This window comes from Thalassospira sp. Z349TD_5, from assembly GCF_056173045.1.
Genome location: NZ_CM149654.1, coordinates 610,271 through 627,525 on the forward strand (window position 1 = coordinate 610,271; position 17,255 = coordinate 627,525).

The following is a 17,255-nucleotide window of genomic DNA, read 5'->3' on the forward strand; positions in this document are numbered from 1 at the left end:
ACTAGACCTGTTTCCCCGATGCCTGAATAAAGTTCGCAAGATTACGGACGGACGCAAAATGGGTTTTGACGTTTTCATCCTTGGCATCAATGCGCACATCATACTTCTTTTGAAGGGCAACCCCCAGTTCAAGGGCATCAATTGAATCAAGCCCCAAACCGTCAACGAACAAAGCTTCTTCGCTGTCGATATCGTTGACGTCAACATCTTCGAGATTGAGGGTTTCTATGATGAAGGCTTTAAGTTCGGTTTCCAGCGAAGTCATTTTCAAGTCTGTCCAGAATGTAATCTTTGATAAACCGGGTTAAGGCGCGGGACTGTTTGGCGCGCGGCAAGTCCGGATCATTAATGTCTCTAAATAATAACGGATGATCGACGTCCAGTCGGTAGCGAATTTTCGACGGAGGAATGCGATACCACGGGACCCCTTTTTTCAAGGTATCGTGATTACAGTGCACAACCACAGGAATCAAGTCGGCTTGTGTCTCTATCGCAATGTTTGCGACGCCGCGTTGCAATTTTCCAAGCCTTTTTTTGCTGGGTGTGCGGGTGCCCTCGGGGAAGATCATAATATTTGCCCCTTCGCGCAAATGATGCCGGGCCTGCGTGATCAGGTTTTCCGGGTTGTCATCATTGCGAATAAATCCGGCGGCACGGACAACTCCAAACAAAAACGGATTGCGAAACAGTTGATGTTTAACCACGCATTGGCAGCGATCAAGTTGCGAGAGGATCATTACCACATCAAGCAAGGTCGGATGGTTGGCGATAATCAAAACACCGCTGGCATTGCGCAGACGGTCTATATGCCGGGTTTTGACTTCTGCAACGCCGGTTACATCGAGCATCCAGACAAACAGGCGAAAGCCACGGCAAATCACCAGTTGGGCATATTTCCGCCGCTTTGCGCGATTGCGTAAAATCACCATCAGGATCGGGAAAATGGTCAGCGCCATGAATAGGCCACCCAGCCCGAAGATGGAAAACGCCAAGCCAGTGCCAAAAAGGCGCCAGTACCAGTTCAGGTTCCTGTGTTGGGTGCTTTGCACTATTTCGGCGCAGCCATACTTAGTCATGACGCGAAACGGTCCATGCGGTGGTGCTGCTGCCAAGAGTTAGAGGGCGGGCAGAGGGGGATACAAAAAAGGCCGTCAGGTTTTTGATCTGATCATATGGAGATGTGGCAGCGGCCTGTGCCTGATCTGCTCCGCAGGATGAGAATGTGAGGGCTTTGCCTATGCTCGGCGGCTCAGGGGTGATGGCTTTATCGGGATCAAGGCGCATGGCAAAGGCAACCCCGGTCTGGGGTTCTGCAAAAGTGTTGGCATAGACGTCGGGTAACGGCAAATCGACATAGCACAGAATAACGGGGCTTTGCGTTGCCATCATTTGACATATGGTTTCGGTCAGTCCTGCGATCAGGCTTTCATTGCCTGCGGCAATGGCCGTATGGCTCTGGGTGATCGACCAGTTGATCGACGCAATACCGACAAAGGCATTATGGACCGACATGCTGAAATCCGCCGGGGAAAGGGCCTCGTTGGTTGCGACCTGATGGAGAAGCTTGACCGTGCGGTTGATGTTGCCGTGCCGGGAACAGAAAACAATATGCGGGTTGTCGGCGGGGGAGATCATCTGGGTAAGCGTTTCGGCGGCGGCGCGACCAAACAGGTCAAGCCGCCGCCGCCAACCGGGTTTAATGCTGCGCGCCAGATCGTTCTGGGCCGACGGGTAGGATACAGCCGACGTGTTTTCGGATGTGTGCAAGGTCAGGCTGGCCTGACCGTTGGTATCTTCCCACAAAGCCCAACGTGACAGTCGGGCGCACAGCAAAGTCATCTGGTGTCCTAGTTGGCAAGTGCCGCACGGGCCGAAACCGCGCGCAGGATGTCCTGTCTCAGGTTATTAACCCACCGGTTATAGTTCCGATGAATCGTTGTACCATTATATTGGAGATTACTACTATCGGCGTAAATGATTGAGTACTGTTTCTGATTAAACGAGATGGCAACCTTTGCACTGTGCGACCGCGGAGCATAGGTTGCGGTCAACTGGCCTTCGCCTTCGCGCTGAACAATCCATTCGCGTGTCGAAGCGGTTTCAATGATGGTTTCTTCAATCTCGGCCATGCTGAGTTTGGCGACATCGGCGGGGAAGGGCTGATTGGAGAAGTTCTGAACGGTTGCCGAGCATGCTGCGAGCACTGCGACAACGACAAAAACAGAAGCAAGTTTCAAACTACGCATTTTGATCTGCCTTGATTAATGGGTGGAAAACTGACTCAATCATGTCGGTTTGGGTCAAATTGCCCCGTGACCAGTGCGGGGGCGTCCAGGCACCGCCCAAAAGCCGTTCTTGGAACGATTTTACCAGCGATGCAGGGCGCGTGATTGTAATTCAGCAATAATGGATTGTGCAGGTGGCGGCAAGTACCACTCTTGGGAAGTCTAACTCATCGGACGCAACGCGCTTTTTCCACTTTGATGGCAGGGTTGTTTCGGCCATCCACAAACTTGAAGATGCGACGTTGAAACGAAGTGCAGCGCGCCAAGCGTCGTCATTGTTGGCGTGGGATATGCTGTGCGACCTTGTTGCCGATGTCGCAAAGGGGAACGATGCAACATGCTTTAAGGACGAGGACGGTCGTCCTTGGGCGGAAATTGCCGGTCATCGTCACGGCGTAAGCATTAGCCATAGTCGCGGTTGGGTGGTGGTTGCGGTTGCGGTTGATCCGGGGCTTTTGATCGGGGTTGATCTTGAATATCGCGATGAAGGTCGCTCTATTCCCCAAATGGCAGTACAGCTTGGTTTGCCACGCACGACGTCCGTCTCTGACTTTTACGATGCCTGGTGCCGGTATGAAGCCATTTTTAAAGCGACGGGGGAAAGTGACCCCGATGTTCAGCTTGATTTATCCCCGGTCGTCCTGCCCGTGCCAGTGGATTTTGCCAGCAGGTTGGTCATGGTAGACGCCAGGGAAAAGTCGCATCCAGACTCGATTAATAGGTAGGGTTAAACCCGCATCGTCTTGCAAATTCTCAGTGTCCCTGTGTGTCGCCGTGAGTGATCAGCGGAATTTGGGCGCTAGACAGCTGATTTCACAAAAAGTTTACATTACATTCGTCTGACTTTTGCCTGTCGGCGGTGGTTTTTGGCGCGTGCCAATTGATGTGATCTATCTGTCTGTAACTAAATAATAAAACAAAAAATCGGATTTTTTGGGCGTGCTGAATTCCCGGTCAACTGACCGACAATTCAGCTATGATGGGTGCGGTGCGGCAAGTTATTTTCGCCGTCTGACTTGCGGTGGCGCAAATTCGCAACATTTTCTGTTTAATCGAGATCAATTTCGGCGTAATGCTTTCATATATTATTGACCAACGGTCACTATTGTTACGCGCATACGAAGCATGGTATTCATGTTAAGCGATAATTCAAACCATGCCGGGTGCGATGTGATGTCAGGTGATGATCAGGGTTCCATCAGCGTAAAGACTGCGGTCGACACGGATGACAAGGAAGCCGGCTTGGTGGATCAGGAAGGCAAGAATACGTCTGGGAATACACAGTTGTCTGAAGTCGGATTGGATCAGAATATGGACGCCAACTATTGTTTTGCAGATATCTATGTACGTAACGCACCCGTTTATTTAAAGGGCTTTACCGGCGAGCCGGATGGTTCTGTGCAGGCAGAGTTGCGTGACAGCAACAAGGGTCTTCTTGCGTTCGAGCAGGGGGTGTGTGAAATCACCGCAAGCTCGTCTTTCCTGACAGTTGCCATGTCGGCGTCTGACAACGCCGGACTTGACCAGATCCGCGACTATTTTGAACAGACTTTGCGCAAGATGTCGGCTGAAAAAGCCATTGAATTTGATTGGCGCAAAAAGTGACCAATAGTCATCTGATCAAGTGAGTTTCTGCTGTCGCCCTAACGGAGCAGCGACCGCTTGATAAAAGATGCGACACAAAAACAGGCGCAAGGACATCATTCCTTGCGCCTGTTTTTGTATGCTGTCAGGCAACAACAAACCGATCACGCGCCGCACGCACAACACGGGTAAGATGTTCGGCAACGGCGGCGACACTTCTGGTGTCTTTGGTGTCGGGATGTTGCAGCATCCAGTAATTGCGGGTGAACCGGATTTCAGGCAGCAAACGGATCAGGTCGGGGATGCCCTGGGTGGCGTAATCATGCAGGATGCCGATGCCGTGACCGTTGCGCACGGCCTCCATCTGGGCGACCACACTGCCGCATTCAAAGCGACGGCGCATCAGTTTGCCAAGGCGCGCAGCATAATCAAGAGCGCGGCTGTAAATCAAATCTTCGATATGGGTGACAAACAGGCGGTCGGTCAGGTCGGCCTCGGTTTCGACAGAGCCGAACCGGTTGACATAGGCTTGCGTGGCATAGACGCTGAGGGTGTAATCGGTCAGTTTCTTGATCACCAGACGGCCCTGTTTGGGGCGATCAAGGGTAATGGCGATGTCGGCTTCGCGTTGGGATAGGGAAAAAGTGCGCGGCAGAGGCACAAGCTGAATGACAAGGTCGGAGTGCTGGGCGGAAAATGCCGCCATCTCGCTGGCGAGGAAATAGTTGCCCAACCCGTCAGGAACGCCAACACGGACCGTGCCGCTGATGGTTTCGGTCTGGTTCGACACTGCCGTTCCGGCGCGCAGGAAGGCCGCTTCAGCCGCTTCCGCCGCGATCATGAGTTCACGCCCGGCCGTGGTCAGCTCCGACCCGGTGGTGCGCCGCTCAATCAGCTTCGTGCCAAGGTCATGTTCAAGCGCGGTCAACTGCCGCCCGACGGTGGCATGGTTGAGGCCAAGTTGACGGGCGGCGGCAAGGATTTGTCCCTGCCGGGCGACGGCCAGAAAAATGCGAAAGCGATCCCAATCCACGATCAAATCCTTACAAGAACTGACGACTTTAAAAATTGCACATCGAATTTGCATAAATGATAGTTGATGTGCATCGGTGTGCATACCCATAATGTCGCCACTTTGCCGGTCATACGATCAGGCAATCGAAAAATCAGGTTTATCGGGAGGAACCCCCATGTCCAACCAGCTTACCCATTACATTGGCGGCAAACGCGTTGCCGGAACATCTGGCCGTACGGCGGCTGTTTTCAATCCGGCCACAGGTGCTCAAAGCGGCACCGTCGATCTTGCGTCAAAATCCGAAGTCCGGGCGGCAGTTGAGTCGGCGGCGGCTGTGCGTGCGGAGTGGGCAAACACAACCCCGCTGCGTCGGGCGCGTATTCTCAATAAATTCCTTGGCATTCTTGAAGACCGGTCCGAAGAACTGGCCGCAGCCATCACGGCCGAACACGGCAAGGTGTTGTCCGACGCGCTGGGCGAAGTCACCCGCGGGATCGAGGTTGTTGAGTTCGCCACCGGCGCGCCGCAGCTTTTGAAAGGTGAATTCACCGAAAACGTCGGTACCAAGGTGGATAGCCATTCTGTGCGTCAGCCGTTGGGTATCGTTGCCGGTATCACCCCGTTCAACTTCCCGGCCATGGTGCCAATGTGGATGTTCCCGGTCGCGCTTGCGTGCGGCAACTGCTTTATCCTCAAGCCGTCAGAACGTGATCCGTCGGCGTCGCTTCTGATGGCAGAATGGCTGACCGAGGCCGGTTTGCCGGACGGCGTGTTCAACGTTGTTCAGGGCGACAAGGAAGCGGTTGATGCGTTGTTGTTCGATGCCGACGTCACCGCGATCAGCTTTGTCGGGTTGACCCCGATTGCGAAATACATCTATGAAACCGCAACCGCGCAGGGTAAACGCTGTCAGGCGCTGGGTGGTGCGAAAAACCACATGATCATTATGCCGGACGCCGATATGGATCAGGCGGTTGATGCCCTGATGGGCGCGGCTTATGGATCGGCAGGTGAACGTTGCATGGCGATTTCGGTCGCAGTACCGGTCGGTAAGGAAACCGCCGATACCCTGATTGAGAAGCTCGTACCGCGCATCAATGAACTGCATGTCGCACCGGGTACGGATCCGAAAGCCGAGATGGGGCCGCTGGTCACCGCGATGCATCGGGACAAGGTTGTTGGCTATATCGACAAGGGTGTCAAAGAAGGTGCCAAACTGGTTGTTGATGGCCGTGGTATCAATCTTCAGGGCTATGAAGACGGCTATTTCGTCGGCGGCACCCTGTTTGATGATGTCACCCCGGATATGAGCATCTACAAGGAAGAAATCTTTGGCCCGGTTCTGTCGGTTGTTCGTACCGATGATTTCGAAACGGCTGCGGATCTTGTGGATAGCCACGAATACGGCAACGGGACTGCGATCTTTACCCGTGATGGCGATACCGCCCGCGAATTTGCTGCACGTACCCAGACCGGCATGGTCGGTATTAACGTACCGATCCCGGTTCCGATGGCGTTCCATTCGTTTGGCGGCTGGAAGGCATCGCTGTTTGGCGATCATCACATGCATGGCCCGGAAGGTGTTCGGTTCTATACCAAGCTTAAAACCATCACGTCTCGCTGGCCGACCGGCATTCGCAAGGGTGCTGAGTTTGTGATGCCGACAATGAAATAAGCAATCGGCTGATTGCAGAAAGAAAGCCGCGTAAGGAAACTTACGCGGCTTTTAGTTTGTGGATGACAGGGGGCCATAATCCACAGGGGGACATATGAAGGGGGTTAATGCGTGATCGGCTGGGTCAGGGTGACGATATTAAAACCCTGTCGCGCAAAGATTTTTGATTGCTGGGCAATGCTTTCGCGTTTGCGTTCGGGGTGTTCGTCAAGCGTGATGCAGCCAATCGGGATGACGGTGGCATCGCGACGCGCAAGGGTCAGGATGTCATCGGCAATGTGATCTTCGTGAAAGACGATGTCGGCGGTTTCAATCGCACGCGCAATGCCGTGCGGCAGGTCAAACGCGTTATCAACATGAACATCCGCCATAAGTGTTTGGCCGCCGGGCACGGTTGCCGAACTGCCATCGGGCACGAACTGACGAAGGGCAAGATCGACGTCTTCTGGGCAAATGGACCGTGCAGAGTGGGTTTGTAATCCACGCTGGAAAAAATGCGTCCAGAACCGTTGGCGCGATACATTGTCATGCAAATGATCGGCAACCTTTTGCCGGGCATCGCGTGCAACTCGGGCAAGCTGCGACATGGTGGCGGGCAGAACCGTTTCAAGGCGCTGACGAATGATGCGGGCCAGTGCCGGGGCACAGGCCCCGGTCGAGATCGTGATCATCACCGGCGAACGATCAAGGATGGCAGGCACAATGAAATCACACTGTGCGGTTTTATCGACAACATTCAACAGGATGTTGCGCCGTTTGGTTGCCGCCTTTACGCGTGCGGTAAGGTAGGGATCGTCGGTGGCGTCAAACACCATCGCGGCGCCATTGACCATGGTGTCAACGAAGGGCGTGCTTTCCCAAACAATGCGCCCTTCGTCCACCATCACAGCGATATCGTCACAGATTTCGGGTGCGACGACCGTGATCTTGGCCTGACTTTTACTTAAAATGCGAAGTTTTCCGGTGGCAACTTCACCGCCGCCAAGAACAAGAACCTTCTTGCCGGTGACATGAATGAAAGCCGGGAAATAGGCATAGTTTTCGGTCCGGTCAGGGTTGGTGGTCCCCATGCCCGGATCACGGATGCGATCATTCAGCGGCGCGCGGTAGTGCGTCATCGAGAATCTCCTTTATTTCCGGCAAACAGGAACCACATCCCGTTCCAGCCTGAAGCAAGCGGCCGATATCGGTTGGGGAAACGGCGTTTTGGTCGACAATGGCCTTGCTGATGGCGGCCAATCCGACCGAGAAGCATGAACAGATCAGACGGTCATTAATTGCACCGGCATCGGGCATGCGCCCGGCGAGCAAGGCGTTGCGTTCCGGCGTTGCAAGGGCATCTGCCGCCAGCAGGTTTGATATCCAGTCGCGCCCAAGGGCCGGGCGGTCCGGACCGATGAACAGCGCACCGGTGATGCGGTCACCGCTTAATCTGGCGTAACGGTGAATACCTTTTTTGCTGTCGCTATATTCAATGATCTGTTCATCGTTGGTGTTGGCCGCCATGGGTAGAAGTGATTTGAACATGCATGATTGTTCGCCGGCGATTTCATAGATCATGCTGCCCGGCCCGGTGGCCCCGACCCAATAGGGCAGATGCGCAAGATCAACCGGAGTGCTTGAAAACAGCAACCCTTGCCATTTGGCCACGAACGGTTCGATTGACACCGGCGTATATTTGGTTTCGGGTTGGCCCGAATGGGGGTCAACATTGGGGGGCGTGAGCCGACCAATCCCTCCCGCGGCCGAGTAGACATCGTTCCAGTGCATCGGAACGAAAACCTGTCCGGGGGCCTGCGCGTCCGTGATTGCAACACGCATCAGCGATGTGCCGTGTTTGCTGTTGATCCGGGCGAGGCCGCCGTCTTTGACCCGGTAACGGGCGGCATCCTCAGCGCAGATTTCAAGCAGCGGTTCGGGGCGATGGGCCGACAGGCGTGCTGCCGTTCCAGTGCGTGTCATGGTGTGCCATTGATCGCGGTAGCGACCACTGTTGGCGACCAACGGGAAATCGGCACTTGTTTGTGATTGCGGGATGATATGTTCAACCCCGATCATTTTCGCACGGCCACTTGATGTGGTGAAAATGCCATTGCCATAAAGGCGTTCAGCGCCGGTAATAGGCTGGTTCTTGCGCGATGCGGGCCATTGGAAGGGCTCCATTGCGTCATAGGCGGATTTTTTTGCCTTGTGCCAGACGCCAATGTCAAAGGCGCGCAGCCCATCATTTTCAAATTCTGACAGGGCGGCATGTTCGGCGAAAATATCACTTGGACCGCTATATTTGAACGATTTGCCGTATCCCATGGATTTGGCGACTTCGGACATGATCCACCAGTCGGGTTTGGCATTGCCCTGAGCATCGCGGAAGGGGCGTTGGCGTGAAATACGGCGTTCGGAATTGGTGACGGTGCCCGATTTTTCCGCCCAGCCAGATGCGGGTAATTTGATGTGGGCGTGGCGCAATGTGTCGGTGTCACTGACCACATCAGATACAATCACCAACGGGCACCGCGACAGAGCCAGCCGGACGCGATCGGCGTCGGGCAGGCTGACGGCGGGATTGGTGGCCATGATCCAGACGGCCTTGATCTCGCCGGTTTCAATCGCGCGAAACATATCAACCGCTTTAAGGCCTTCGCCCGGTTCCAGAACGTCTGATTTCCAGAACCGTTTGACGCGATCAACATCAACCGGATCATTGGGGTTCATGTGGGCGGCGAGCTGATTGGCAAGGCCGCCAACCTCGCGCCCGCCCATTGCGTTGGGCTGGCCAGTGACAGAAAACGGGCTGGAGCCCGGTTTCCCAACCCGACCGGTTGCCAGATGGCAATTAAGGATCGAATTGACCTTGTCCGATCCGCTTGACGATTGGTTGACCCCTTGTGAAAACACCGTCACGGTGCGATCAAAGGCGGCAAACCAGCTAAAGAACGTTTCCAGTTTCCCCAGACCTGAGCCGAATGCATCAGCGCTATCATGGGTGTCGAGCCCGCATTTTTTTGCGGTTGTCTCGAGATCGGGGCAGTCGGCACGGGCCTCTGCCACGGCCTGTTCATAGCCGCTAACATGGCGGGCGACGTATTTAAGGTCGGTATTGCCGGTCTGATCAAGCCATGCCAGCAAGCCATTAAACAGGGCAACGTCGTTGCCCGGTTTGATCGGCAGGTGCAAGTCGGCAATATCGCAACTTGCCGTGCGGCGTGGATCAATCACGATAATCTTCGTGCCGTGCTTTTCCTTGGCCGCGCGCAGGCGCTGATTAAGCACCGGATGACACCATGCCAAATTTGATCCGGTCAGAATGACCAGATCGGCAATTTCCAAATCTTCGTAACAGCCCGGCACCACGTCCGCACCAAACGCACGTTTGTGCCCGACCACTGTCGATGCCATGCACAGACGCGAATTGGTGTCGATATGGGGCGATCCGATGAAGCCCTTAATCAGTTTGTTGGCGACATAATAATCCTCGGTCAGAAGTTGACCGGAAACATAAAACGCCACCGATTTTGGCCCGTGCTGCGCGATGGTGTCGCGCAGGCGGTCGGCGGTTGCGGATATGGCCGTCGACCAATCGGTTTTTGCGCCGTCAACCTCCGGTTCGAGTAACCGGAAATCACGTTTGGTTTCCGCCGTGATTGTATCAATCAGCGCGGCCCCTTTGGAGCATATCCGCCCAAAGTTGGCCGGGTGATCGGGATCGCCGCCGACAGCAAATCCATCACGGGTTGGCGAAATGATCAGGCCACAGCCAACACCGCAATAGGGGCAGGTTGTTTTGACCTCATCCCGCATGGCGCAGTCCGGCTTGCAGTTCGGTTAGTCCGACACGCACGGTCCCGTCAACGATTTTGCATTCGACCTTGGCCGCACAGCCATCATCAGGTCCCTGTGCCTCGCCGGTTTCAAGCGAGAACACCATGTTATGGAGCGGGCAGGTTACGAAATGACCATGGACAATGCCCTGTGCCAGCGGCCCCTGTTTGTGCGGGCAGCGGTCAAGAAGCGCGTAGACCTGATCATCAAGAGTGCGGAAAATGGCAATCCGGTCGGTTTCGGTTTGCAGGGTGCGGGCACCTTGGCGCGGGATGTTGGCCACAGGCCCGACATCAATCCAGCTTAGAATGTCTGTCATTTTCCTACTCCGCTGCGACCATGGGAAGGGGGGTGAATTCATGGGCATCAACGCCTTGGCTCGCGCGTTCTGCCCATGGGTCTATTTGTGCTTTTTGCTGACTGACCTTAAAGCGATCAAACAGCGCCTTGCGGTTGGCTGCGTCATCGACCATCTGGTCCTGAACGTGTTTCAGGCCAACCCGCTCGATCCATGGCGCGGTGCGCTCAAGATAACGGGCTTCTTCGCGGTATAGCTGGATGAAGGCACCGCAATATTCCATGACCTCCTCGTCGGTGGTAACCTTGCACAGAAGCTCGGTCGCCTTGACGTGAATGCCGCCATTGCCACCCACATGAAGATCCCAGCCACCGTCGGTTGCAACCACACCAAAATCCTTGATCGTGGCTTCGGCACAGTTACGCGGGCAGCCCGATACGGCCATCTTGAATTTATGGGGCATCCATGATCCCCATGTCATTTTTTCAAGTTCAACCGCCATGCTGAGCGACATCTGGGTACCAAAGCGGCACCATTCCTGCCCGACGCAGCTTTTGACGGTACGCAGTGATTTGCCATAGGCATGGCCCGATACCATGCCCGCCGCATTCAGATCGGCCCAGACGCCCGGAAGGTCTTCTTTTTTCACACCCAGAAGGTCAATACGTTGCCCGCCGGTGACCTTGACGGTCGGGATTTCAAACTTGTCGGCAACGTCGGCAATAGCGCGCAATTCGCGCGGGTTGGTCAAGCCACCCCACATGCGCGGAATAACCGAATAGGTGCCGTCTTTTTGGATGTTGGCGTGAACACGTTCGTTGATAAAGCGCGATGCACCGTGATCAACATATTCGTTTGGCCAGGCCGCCAGCAGATAGTAATTCAACGCCGGACGGCAGACATGGCACCCATCCGATGATGCCCATTCGAGCTCCTGCATGACTGCGGGCATGGATTTGAGTTTCTTGGCAACGATCAGGCGGCGCACGCTGTCATGATCATGTTCGGTGCAGGTGCAAATCGGTTTGACGGCTGCGACCTGATAATCGCCGCCCAAGGTCGCTGCCAGCAGGTTTTCAACCAGACCGGAGCATGATCCACAGGACGCGGATGCCTTGGTATGGCCCTTGACCTCATCAAGGGTGGTGAGCCCCTTTTCAGTGATGGCCGAAACGATGGATCCTTTGCAAATGCCGTTGCAGCCGCAAATTTCTGCATCATCAGGCAGGGCTGCAACGGCATCAAGCGGGTTTCCGGCAGCACCCCCGGCAAATGCCTGACCAAAGGCAAGCGTGTCACGTAATTCGGTGACGTCCTGCCCGTCTTTCATTAGCTGGAAGTACCAGCCACCATCTGATGTGTCGCCATAAAGGACCGCGCCCTTGATCTTGCCGTCTTCAAGAACGATACGCTTGTAAACACCGCGACCGGCATCGCGGAACACGATTTCTTCGGTGTCACCGCCGCCGGAAAAATCCCCGGCAGAGAAAACATCAACCCCGGTCACCTTGAGCTTGGTCGAGGTGACCGAACCGGCATAGCCAAGGGTTTCGATTTCAACCAAATGATCGGCACAGGATTTGGCCATTTCAAACAATGGGGCCACAAGGCCATAGCATTGACCGCGATGCTGTACGCATTCACCAACCGCGAAAACAGCCGGATCACTGGTGGTCATGACATCATCAACGACAATGCCGCGTTCGACGGTAAGCCCGGCATCCGTGGCAAGGCGTCCATTGGGGCGAATACCAACAGCCATAACCACCAGATCCGCCGGGATCATGGTGCCGTCCTTAAGGCGAACGCCGGTAACGTTTTCGGTGCCGACGATTTCGCCTGTATCGGCAGCGGTAATGACCTTGATGCCGCGGCGCTCGAGCTCCTGCGCAAGAAGGTAACCCGCCGAAGGATCAAGTTGGCGTTCCATGACATGGCCCGCAAGATGCAGGACCGTTACGTTCATGCCGCGTGCCTGTAGTCCAACTGCTGCTTCAAGGCCAAGAAGCCCGCCACCGATGACCACGGCCGGGCCACCTTTGGCGGCAGCACCCAGCATGGTATCGACATCATCGACATCACGGAAAGTGACAACGCCATTCAGTTTGTGGCCGGGGACCGGAATAATGATCGGGTCGGAACCGGTGGCCAGCAACAACCGGTCATATTCGGTTTCCGTTCCGCTTTTGGAAATAACAACCTTACGGTTGCGGTCAATCGAAACGACGGGATCACCGGAATAAAGGTGAATGTTGTTTTCGCTGTACCATTCCGGGGTGTTGATGACGATTTCATCGAAACCCTTTTCACCTGACAACAACGGCGACAGCATGATGCGGTTGTAGTTAACCCGGGGCTCTGCGCCGAAAACGGTGATGTCGTATTTGTCCGGATTGCGGGACAGGATTTCTTCTACGGTGCGCATGCCGGCCATGCCGTTGCCGATGACAACCAGGCGGGCTTTTGCGGTCTTTATTGCGGCAGGGACGTGGTTCATTTGTCTCTGGCTCCTCGTCGCGGGATGCGAAGTTGGCACAAAAAAACGCCCGATGCGGTCTGCCTTCGAAAAAGGCATGTCGCAACGGACGTCATTATCCGGGGAACCCGTCATTGGATTCTTTATATATGGGATCGGCATCTTGGCCGGAGCTGCAGGCGACACTGCCCGCGCTCATGTGTTTCTGTATTCAAGTGCCGTGCCAGAATGTGAATTTCGGTAAATTATCTCGTAAGCAACTGAGATATATAGCTGATCATAGGAAGTGGCGATTGCCTGATATTCGGGTAAAGCAGTAAATCGCACAAAAAATAAACAGCACAAAATGTGAGTGATCTATTTTTGTGCATGTTCGCCTGATTTTCAGGCGTTCCATTTTTTACGTTGCAGTCGCGATCAGCTAAACTTGTTATATTTCAATATGTTGAAAGTTTTATCCCGCATCGCGGAAAAATTGGCGCGGTGTTTGCATATCCTATTTCCGTGTGAGCAGCTTTGACGAAAGCAGGCCCAATGACGGGTGGCTCACAGTTCTTCGTCCAACGGCGGACGATCAGACGTTTGGAACTGCCGCGCGATGACCGCGCAGCGCGTTCGATCCGAATGACGGGCCGCCTGCGGAATCCATCTGATGAAGCATGAAGGCCCATAGCAAAAACCGTCGGTTGTTCACGGCACTCAAGATGCTCTGTTCGGCCAAAACGAAGGGCTTCACCGTTATGGAAATCAAGAACAAGGCTACACGCATAAACCTGTTCAGTCTCAAGACTGTCCAGATGCGCACTTTTCACCTGACCTGGCTTTCATTTTTCCTGTGTTTTTTCGGCTGGTTCGGGATCGCACCGCTGATGCCGCTGGTCCGCGATGATCTTGGCTTAAGCAAAAGTGAAATCGGCAGTACGATCATTGCATCGGTTGCCATCACGGTTCTTGTGCGACTTCTGATCGGCCCACTGTGTGACAAGATCGGTCCGCGCAAAACCTATACCGGCTTGCTGGTGCTTGGGTCGCTGCCGGTGATGCTGATTGGGCTTGCCGATAGCTATGAAACCTTCCTGCTTGCGCGTCTGGCGATTGGCTCAATCGGCGCATCCTTTGTGATCACGCAATATCATACCTCCACCATGTTTGCGCCCAATGTTGTCGGTACGGCCAATGCCACAACAGCCGGCTGGGGGAACCTTGGCGGTGGTGTGACGCAGATGGTCATGCCACTGATCCTTGCCATGATCCTCGGGTTTGGGCTTTCCGAAACCATGGGCTGGCGTTTGGCGATGGTCTTCCCGGGCGCGATCATGCTTGTGGTTGCGGTTCTTTACTGGGTCTTCACCACCGACTGCCCGGAAGGCAATTATGCCGAAATGCGTAAAAGTGGCGCGTTGTCGGCCGAGGATGATCATGCCGGTGCGACCAAAGGCATGATGGCCGCGATGTCTGATTACCGCGTTTGGGCCTTGTTCCTTGTTTATGGGGCATGCTTTGGCGTTGAGCTGACCATCAATAATATTGCGGCGATCTACTTCTTTGACCGTTTTGATCTCAGCCTTGCCACGGCGGGTGTGATTGCCGGTCTGTTTGGCCTGATGAACATCTTTGCCCGGACGCTGGGTGGCGTGTTTTCCGATAAGTTTGCCGCCAAAGGCGGCCTTTCGGGTCGGGTCAAATTCCTGTTTTTCGCATTGTTTGTCGAAGGCATCGCACTTGTTGCCTTCTCGATGATGGATGCCTTGGTCATTGCCGTTGCCGTGATGATTGTCTTCTCGCTGTTTGTTCAGATGTCAGAAGGTGCGACTTTCGGTATTGTGCCGTTCGTTAACCGCAAGGCACTTGGCTCGGTCGCGGGCATTGTCGGGGCCGGTGGAAATGCCGGTGCGGTTGCCGCAGGCTTTTTGTTCAAGTCCGAGGCGCTCACCTATCAGGAAGGGCTTTTTTATCTCGGTTGTGCCGTGATTGTGTGCTCTTTTGCGGCCTTGGCTGTCCGTTTCTCGGCAGCAACCCAGGCTGAAGAACAGCAACGGTTTGATCGTGCGCATGCAGAACGTATGGGCACATCTGGATCGGGTCAGCCGGTACCTGCGGAATAAACGCATAACAATGATTTTTCGGGATGCGGCCCGTGTCGCATCCCGGTCCTTCAACCGGTCGAAAAAAATGCCGGAGAAGATAACACAGACAGAGAGGCCTCGGCCGTCAGGGAGTTTGGGATAACTTGGTAAGGACAGAAGACTTCAACATTCTGGTGATTGACGAAGACCCTGACCGTGCGGCGATTGTCGAGCGCGGACTGGTTGAAAGTGGCTATACCCGTGTGGCCCGGATCGGGACGTCTCACAATCTGGTCGAACGTATTCAGGCACTGGCACCCGATATCATCATTATTGATCTGGAAAACCCGGATCGCGATACGCTCGAACAGATGTTTCAGGTGTCGCGTGCCATTGCGCGCCCGATTGCCATGTTCGTTGATAAAAGTGATTCAAGCATGATCCACGAAGCGGTTGCCGCCGGGGTCAGTGCCTATGTGGTGGACGGGTTGCGCGAAGACCGCATTCGTCCAATTGTTGAAATGGCAATTTCGCGGTTTAATGTTTTTGATCAGTTGCGCCGTGAACGCGACGAAGCAAAAGCCAAACTCAATGAGCGCAAACTGATTGAGCGGGCCAAAGGTATTTTGATGAAGGAAAAGGGTCTGACAGAAGAAGATTCCTATAACCTTCTTCGAAAGAACGCCATGAAACAGAACCGCAAGATCTATGAGATCGCGCAAAGCGTCATCACTGCGTTTCAGTTGGAGTTTTAGGGAATGGGGAACAAGGTTCGTCTGGGCTTCGTGCCATTGGTTGATTGCGCCATCCCGGTTGTTGCGCGCGCCATGGGATTTGCCGATCAGGAAAACATCGAACTTGAACTGATACGCGAAATGTCGTGGGCGGCCATTCGTGACAAGCTGTCATATGGCGTTTATGAGGCCGCCCACCTTTTGGCCGGTATCCCGATTGCAGCGCGCCTTGGATTGGGTGGCGTTCCGGTGCAGCATCTTGTTGTGCCGATGGCGCTTGGCCGGGGTGGTAATGCGATCACGGTGTCCACGCGGCTATATCAACGGATGCTTGAAGCCGATCCTGCGGCGATGCATGGGCCACGTGGCTTATCGGCGCGTGCGTTGAAAAAAGTCATCGACGAAGACCGGGCATCGGGCCGCCCGGTCATGTCATTTGCAACTGTTTTCCCGTTCTCAAGCCATAATTACGAACTGCGCTACTGGATGGCTGCCGCCGGGATTGATCCGGACAAGGATGTCAATATCGGGGTGATTGCGCCACAACGCATGTTTGACAGTCTGCGCAATGGCTGGGTGGATGGCTATTGCGTCGGGGAGCCGTGGAACCAGCGTGCTGTTTTCCATGGTGATGGGGTCATTGTCGCGTTGAAAGACGACATCTGGTCGCGTAGTCCGGAAAAGGTCCTTGGTGTGCGGCAGGACTGGGTGGATTCAAATCCTGACACGGTTTCGGCACTTGTGCGGGCCCTTGTCCGGGCGGCGGAATGGGCCGATCAACCGGGCAATCGCGCTGAACTTGCCCAGATGTTGTCAGAAGAATCCAATGTCGGTGCACCCTATGATGTGCTTAAGGCGTCACTTGACGGGCGTCCGGTTCTGCGCCCCGGCGAAGCCCCGATTGAGGTGCCCGATCGGCATGTTTTTTATCGCTATACCGCGACCTTCCCGTGGTTGTCACAGGCAAGCTGGGTCGGCGCACAGATGAAACGATGGGGGCAGGTGCCCGCCAACACCGACCTTAATCAGGTGATCCGGCAAGTCTATCGCCCAGACCTTTATCGAACGGCGGTTAAGGGGCTTGATGTTGCCGTGCCGGCACATGATTGGCGTGTAGAAGGCACAAACGGTGCCGAGGACCGCGCGTTTGTCGGACCCGACAGTTTCCTTGATAACTCGGTATTTGATCCTGATCTGACCAGATGATGCATCAAATCAGGTGATAAACAGACAAAGGGCAGCTTGATCGAGCCTGTGTGAAAACAGGCTTCCCAAGCGTTGTCTGATTTGAGAAACTGCCCGG

Annotated in this window: 15 protein-coding genes; 6 read left to right on the forward strand and 9 right to left on the reverse strand. The window is 54.7% G+C overall.

Going from position 1 to position 17,255, the window contains the following annotated elements:
• Position 1 precedes the first annotated feature (1 nt).
• From AC0VXT_RS02730 to AC0VXT_RS02745, 4 genes are all read right to left on the reverse strand, one after another.
• Positions 2 to 265 (reverse strand): phosphopantetheine-binding protein, encoded by a 264-nt coding sequence (locus AC0VXT_RS02730; RefSeq protein ID WP_101302813.1) that lies wholly within the window; start codon positions 263 to 265, stop codon positions 2 to 4.
• Positions 240 to 956, reverse strand: a complete 717-nt coding sequence (locus AC0VXT_RS02735; RefSeq protein WP_475547408.1) for a lysophospholipid acyltransferase family protein — start codon at positions 954 to 956, stop codon at positions 240 to 242. The genes AC0VXT_RS02730 and AC0VXT_RS02735 overlap by 26 nt, the downstream gene beginning before the upstream one ends.
• Before the next feature lie 112 nt (positions 957 to 1,068).
• Positions 1,069 to 1,839, reverse strand: coding sequence for a beta-ketoacyl synthase chain length factor (locus AC0VXT_RS02740; protein WP_475547409.1), 771 nt, complete (start codon positions 1,837 to 1,839; stop codon positions 1,069 to 1,071).
• A gap of 8 nt (positions 1,840 to 1,847) precedes the next feature.
• Positions 1,848 to 2,246: a hypothetical protein gene (locus tag AC0VXT_RS02745; protein WP_022731460.1), complete on the reverse strand. Its 399-nt coding sequence runs from the start codon at positions 2,244 to 2,246 to the stop codon at positions 1,848 to 1,850.
• A 173-nt stretch (positions 2,247 to 2,419) separates the two neighbouring features.
• Here AC0VXT_RS02745 and AC0VXT_RS02750 point away from each other — a divergent pair, with 173 nt between their 5' ends.
• Together AC0VXT_RS02750 and AC0VXT_RS02755 are read left to right on the forward strand one after the other, a co-directional pair.
• A complete protein-coding gene (locus AC0VXT_RS02750; RefSeq protein ID WP_475547410.1) occupies positions 2,420 to 3,010 on the forward strand; it encodes a 4'-phosphopantetheinyl transferase family protein in 591 nt (196 codons plus the stop codon).
• A gap of 409 nt (positions 3,011 to 3,419) precedes the next feature.
• Positions 3,420 to 3,890 (forward strand): DUF2218 domain-containing protein, encoded by a 471-nt coding sequence (locus AC0VXT_RS02755; RefSeq protein WP_475547411.1) that lies wholly within the window; start codon positions 3,420 to 3,422, stop codon positions 3,888 to 3,890.
• A gap of 124 nt (positions 3,891 to 4,014) precedes the next feature.
• Here the strand turns inward: AC0VXT_RS02755 and AC0VXT_RS02760 are convergent, their stop codons facing one another.
• Entirely contained in the window at positions 4,015 to 4,902 is an 888-nt protein-coding gene (locus tag AC0VXT_RS02760) for a LysR family transcriptional regulator (RefSeq protein WP_475547412.1), read from the reverse strand.
• Between the two features lie 157 nt (positions 4,903 to 5,059).
• Here AC0VXT_RS02760 and AC0VXT_RS02765 point away from each other — a divergent pair, with 157 nt between their 5' ends.
• Positions 5,060 to 6,559 carry a CoA-acylating methylmalonate-semialdehyde dehydrogenase gene (locus AC0VXT_RS02765; RefSeq protein ID WP_475547413.1) on the forward strand — a complete coding sequence of 500 codons (1,500 nt, stop codon included), beginning with the start codon at positions 5,060 to 5,062 and terminating at the stop codon, positions 6,557 to 6,559.
• Between the two features lie 104 nt (positions 6,560 to 6,663).
• Here the strand turns inward: AC0VXT_RS02765 and AC0VXT_RS02770 are convergent, their stop codons facing one another.
• From AC0VXT_RS02770 to nirB, 4 genes are read right to left on the reverse strand one after another with little or no spacing between them, the layout of a single operon-like run.
• Positions 6,664 to 7,677 (reverse strand): precorrin-2 dehydrogenase/sirohydrochlorin ferrochelatase family protein, encoded by a 1,014-nt coding sequence (locus AC0VXT_RS02770; RefSeq protein ID WP_475547414.1) that lies wholly within the window; start codon positions 7,675 to 7,677, stop codon positions 6,664 to 6,666.
• A complete protein-coding gene (locus AC0VXT_RS02775; protein ID WP_475547415.1) occupies positions 7,649 to 10,357 on the reverse strand; it encodes a molybdopterin-dependent oxidoreductase in 2,709 nt (902 codons plus the stop codon). The genes AC0VXT_RS02770 and AC0VXT_RS02775 overlap by 29 nt, the downstream gene beginning before the upstream one ends.
• Positions 10,347 to 10,697, reverse strand: coding sequence for a nitrite reductase small subunit NirD (gene nirD / locus AC0VXT_RS02780; protein WP_022731453.1), 351 nt, complete (start codon positions 10,695 to 10,697; stop codon positions 10,347 to 10,349). Before nirD ends, AC0VXT_RS02775 begins: the two co-directional genes overlap by 11 nt.
• Positions 10,698 to 10,701: 4 nt before the next feature.
• A complete protein-coding gene (gene nirB, locus AC0VXT_RS02785) occupies positions 10,702 to 13,173 on the reverse strand; it encodes a nitrite reductase large subunit NirB (RefSeq protein ID WP_101302795.1) in 2,472 nt (823 codons plus the stop codon).
• A 776-nt stretch (positions 13,174 to 13,949) separates the two neighbouring features.
• Between nirB and AC0VXT_RS02790 the strand changes: the two genes are divergently transcribed.
• The 3 genes from AC0VXT_RS02790 to AC0VXT_RS02800 all read left to right on the forward strand — a co-directional run bounded on the left by AC0VXT_RS02790 (position 13,950) and on the right by AC0VXT_RS02800 (position 17,158).
• Complete coding sequence (locus AC0VXT_RS02790; RefSeq protein ID WP_240626433.1) at positions 13,950 to 15,257, forward strand: NarK family nitrate/nitrite MFS transporter; 1,308 nt, start codon at positions 13,950 to 13,952, stop codon at positions 15,255 to 15,257.
• A gap of 125 nt (positions 15,258 to 15,382) precedes the next feature.
• Complete coding sequence (locus AC0VXT_RS02795; RefSeq protein ID WP_022731449.1) at positions 15,383 to 15,973, forward strand: ANTAR domain-containing response regulator; 591 nt, start codon at positions 15,383 to 15,385, stop codon at positions 15,971 to 15,973.
• Between the two features lie 3 nt (positions 15,974 to 15,976).
• The gene (locus AC0VXT_RS02800; protein ID WP_475547416.1) at positions 15,977 to 17,158 is read left to right on the forward strand and encodes a CmpA/NrtA family ABC transporter substrate-binding protein; all 1,182 of its coding nucleotides are present in this window, start codon (positions 15,977 to 15,979) and stop codon (positions 17,156 to 17,158) included.
• Positions 17,159 to 17,255 lie beyond the last annotated feature (97 nt).

Bases quoted from the DNA above. Each gene is read 5' to 3' on its own strand.
- AC0VXT_RS02730 (WP_101302813.1), bottom strand. From the start codon at position 265: ATGACTTCGCTGGAAACCGAACTTAAAGCCTTCATCATAGAAACCCTC.
- AC0VXT_RS02735 (WP_475547408.1), bottom strand. From the start codon at position 956: ATGGCGCTGACCATTTTCCCGATCCTGATGGTGATTTTACGCAATCGC.
- AC0VXT_RS02740 (WP_475547409.1), bottom strand. From the start codon at position 1,839: ATGACTTTGCTGTGCGCCCGACTGTCACGTTGGGCTTTGTGGGAAGAT.
- AC0VXT_RS02745 (WP_022731460.1), bottom strand. From the start codon at position 2,246: ATGCGTAGTTTGAAACTTGCTTCTGTTTTTGTCGTTGTCGCAGTGCTC.
- AC0VXT_RS02755 (WP_475547411.1), top strand. From the start codon at position 3,420: ATGTTAAGCGATAATTCAAACCATGCCGGGTGCGATGTGATGTCAGGT.
- AC0VXT_RS02765 (WP_475547413.1), top strand. From the start codon at position 5,060: ATGTCCAACCAGCTTACCCATTACATTGGCGGCAAACGCGTTGCCGGA.
- AC0VXT_RS02770 (WP_475547414.1), bottom strand. From the start codon at position 7,677: ATGACGCACTACCGCGCGCCGCTGAATGATCGCATCCGTGATCCGGGC.
- AC0VXT_RS02775 (WP_475547415.1), bottom strand. From the start codon at position 10,357: ATGCGGGATGAGGTCAAAACAACCTGCCCCTATTGCGGTGTTGGCTGT.
- nirD (WP_022731453.1), bottom strand. From the start codon at position 10,697: ATGACAGACATTCTAAGCTGGATTGATGTCGGGCCTGTGGCCAACATC.
- nirB (WP_101302795.1), bottom strand. From the start codon at position 13,173: ATGAACCACGTCCCTGCCGCAATAAAGACCGCAAAAGCCCGCCTGGTT.
- AC0VXT_RS02790 (WP_240626433.1), top strand. From the start codon at position 13,950: ATGCGCACTTTTCACCTGACCTGGCTTTCATTTTTCCTGTGTTTTTTC.
- AC0VXT_RS02800 (WP_475547416.1), top strand. From the start codon at position 15,977: ATGGGGAACAAGGTTCGTCTGGGCTTCGTGCCATTGGTTGATTGCGCC.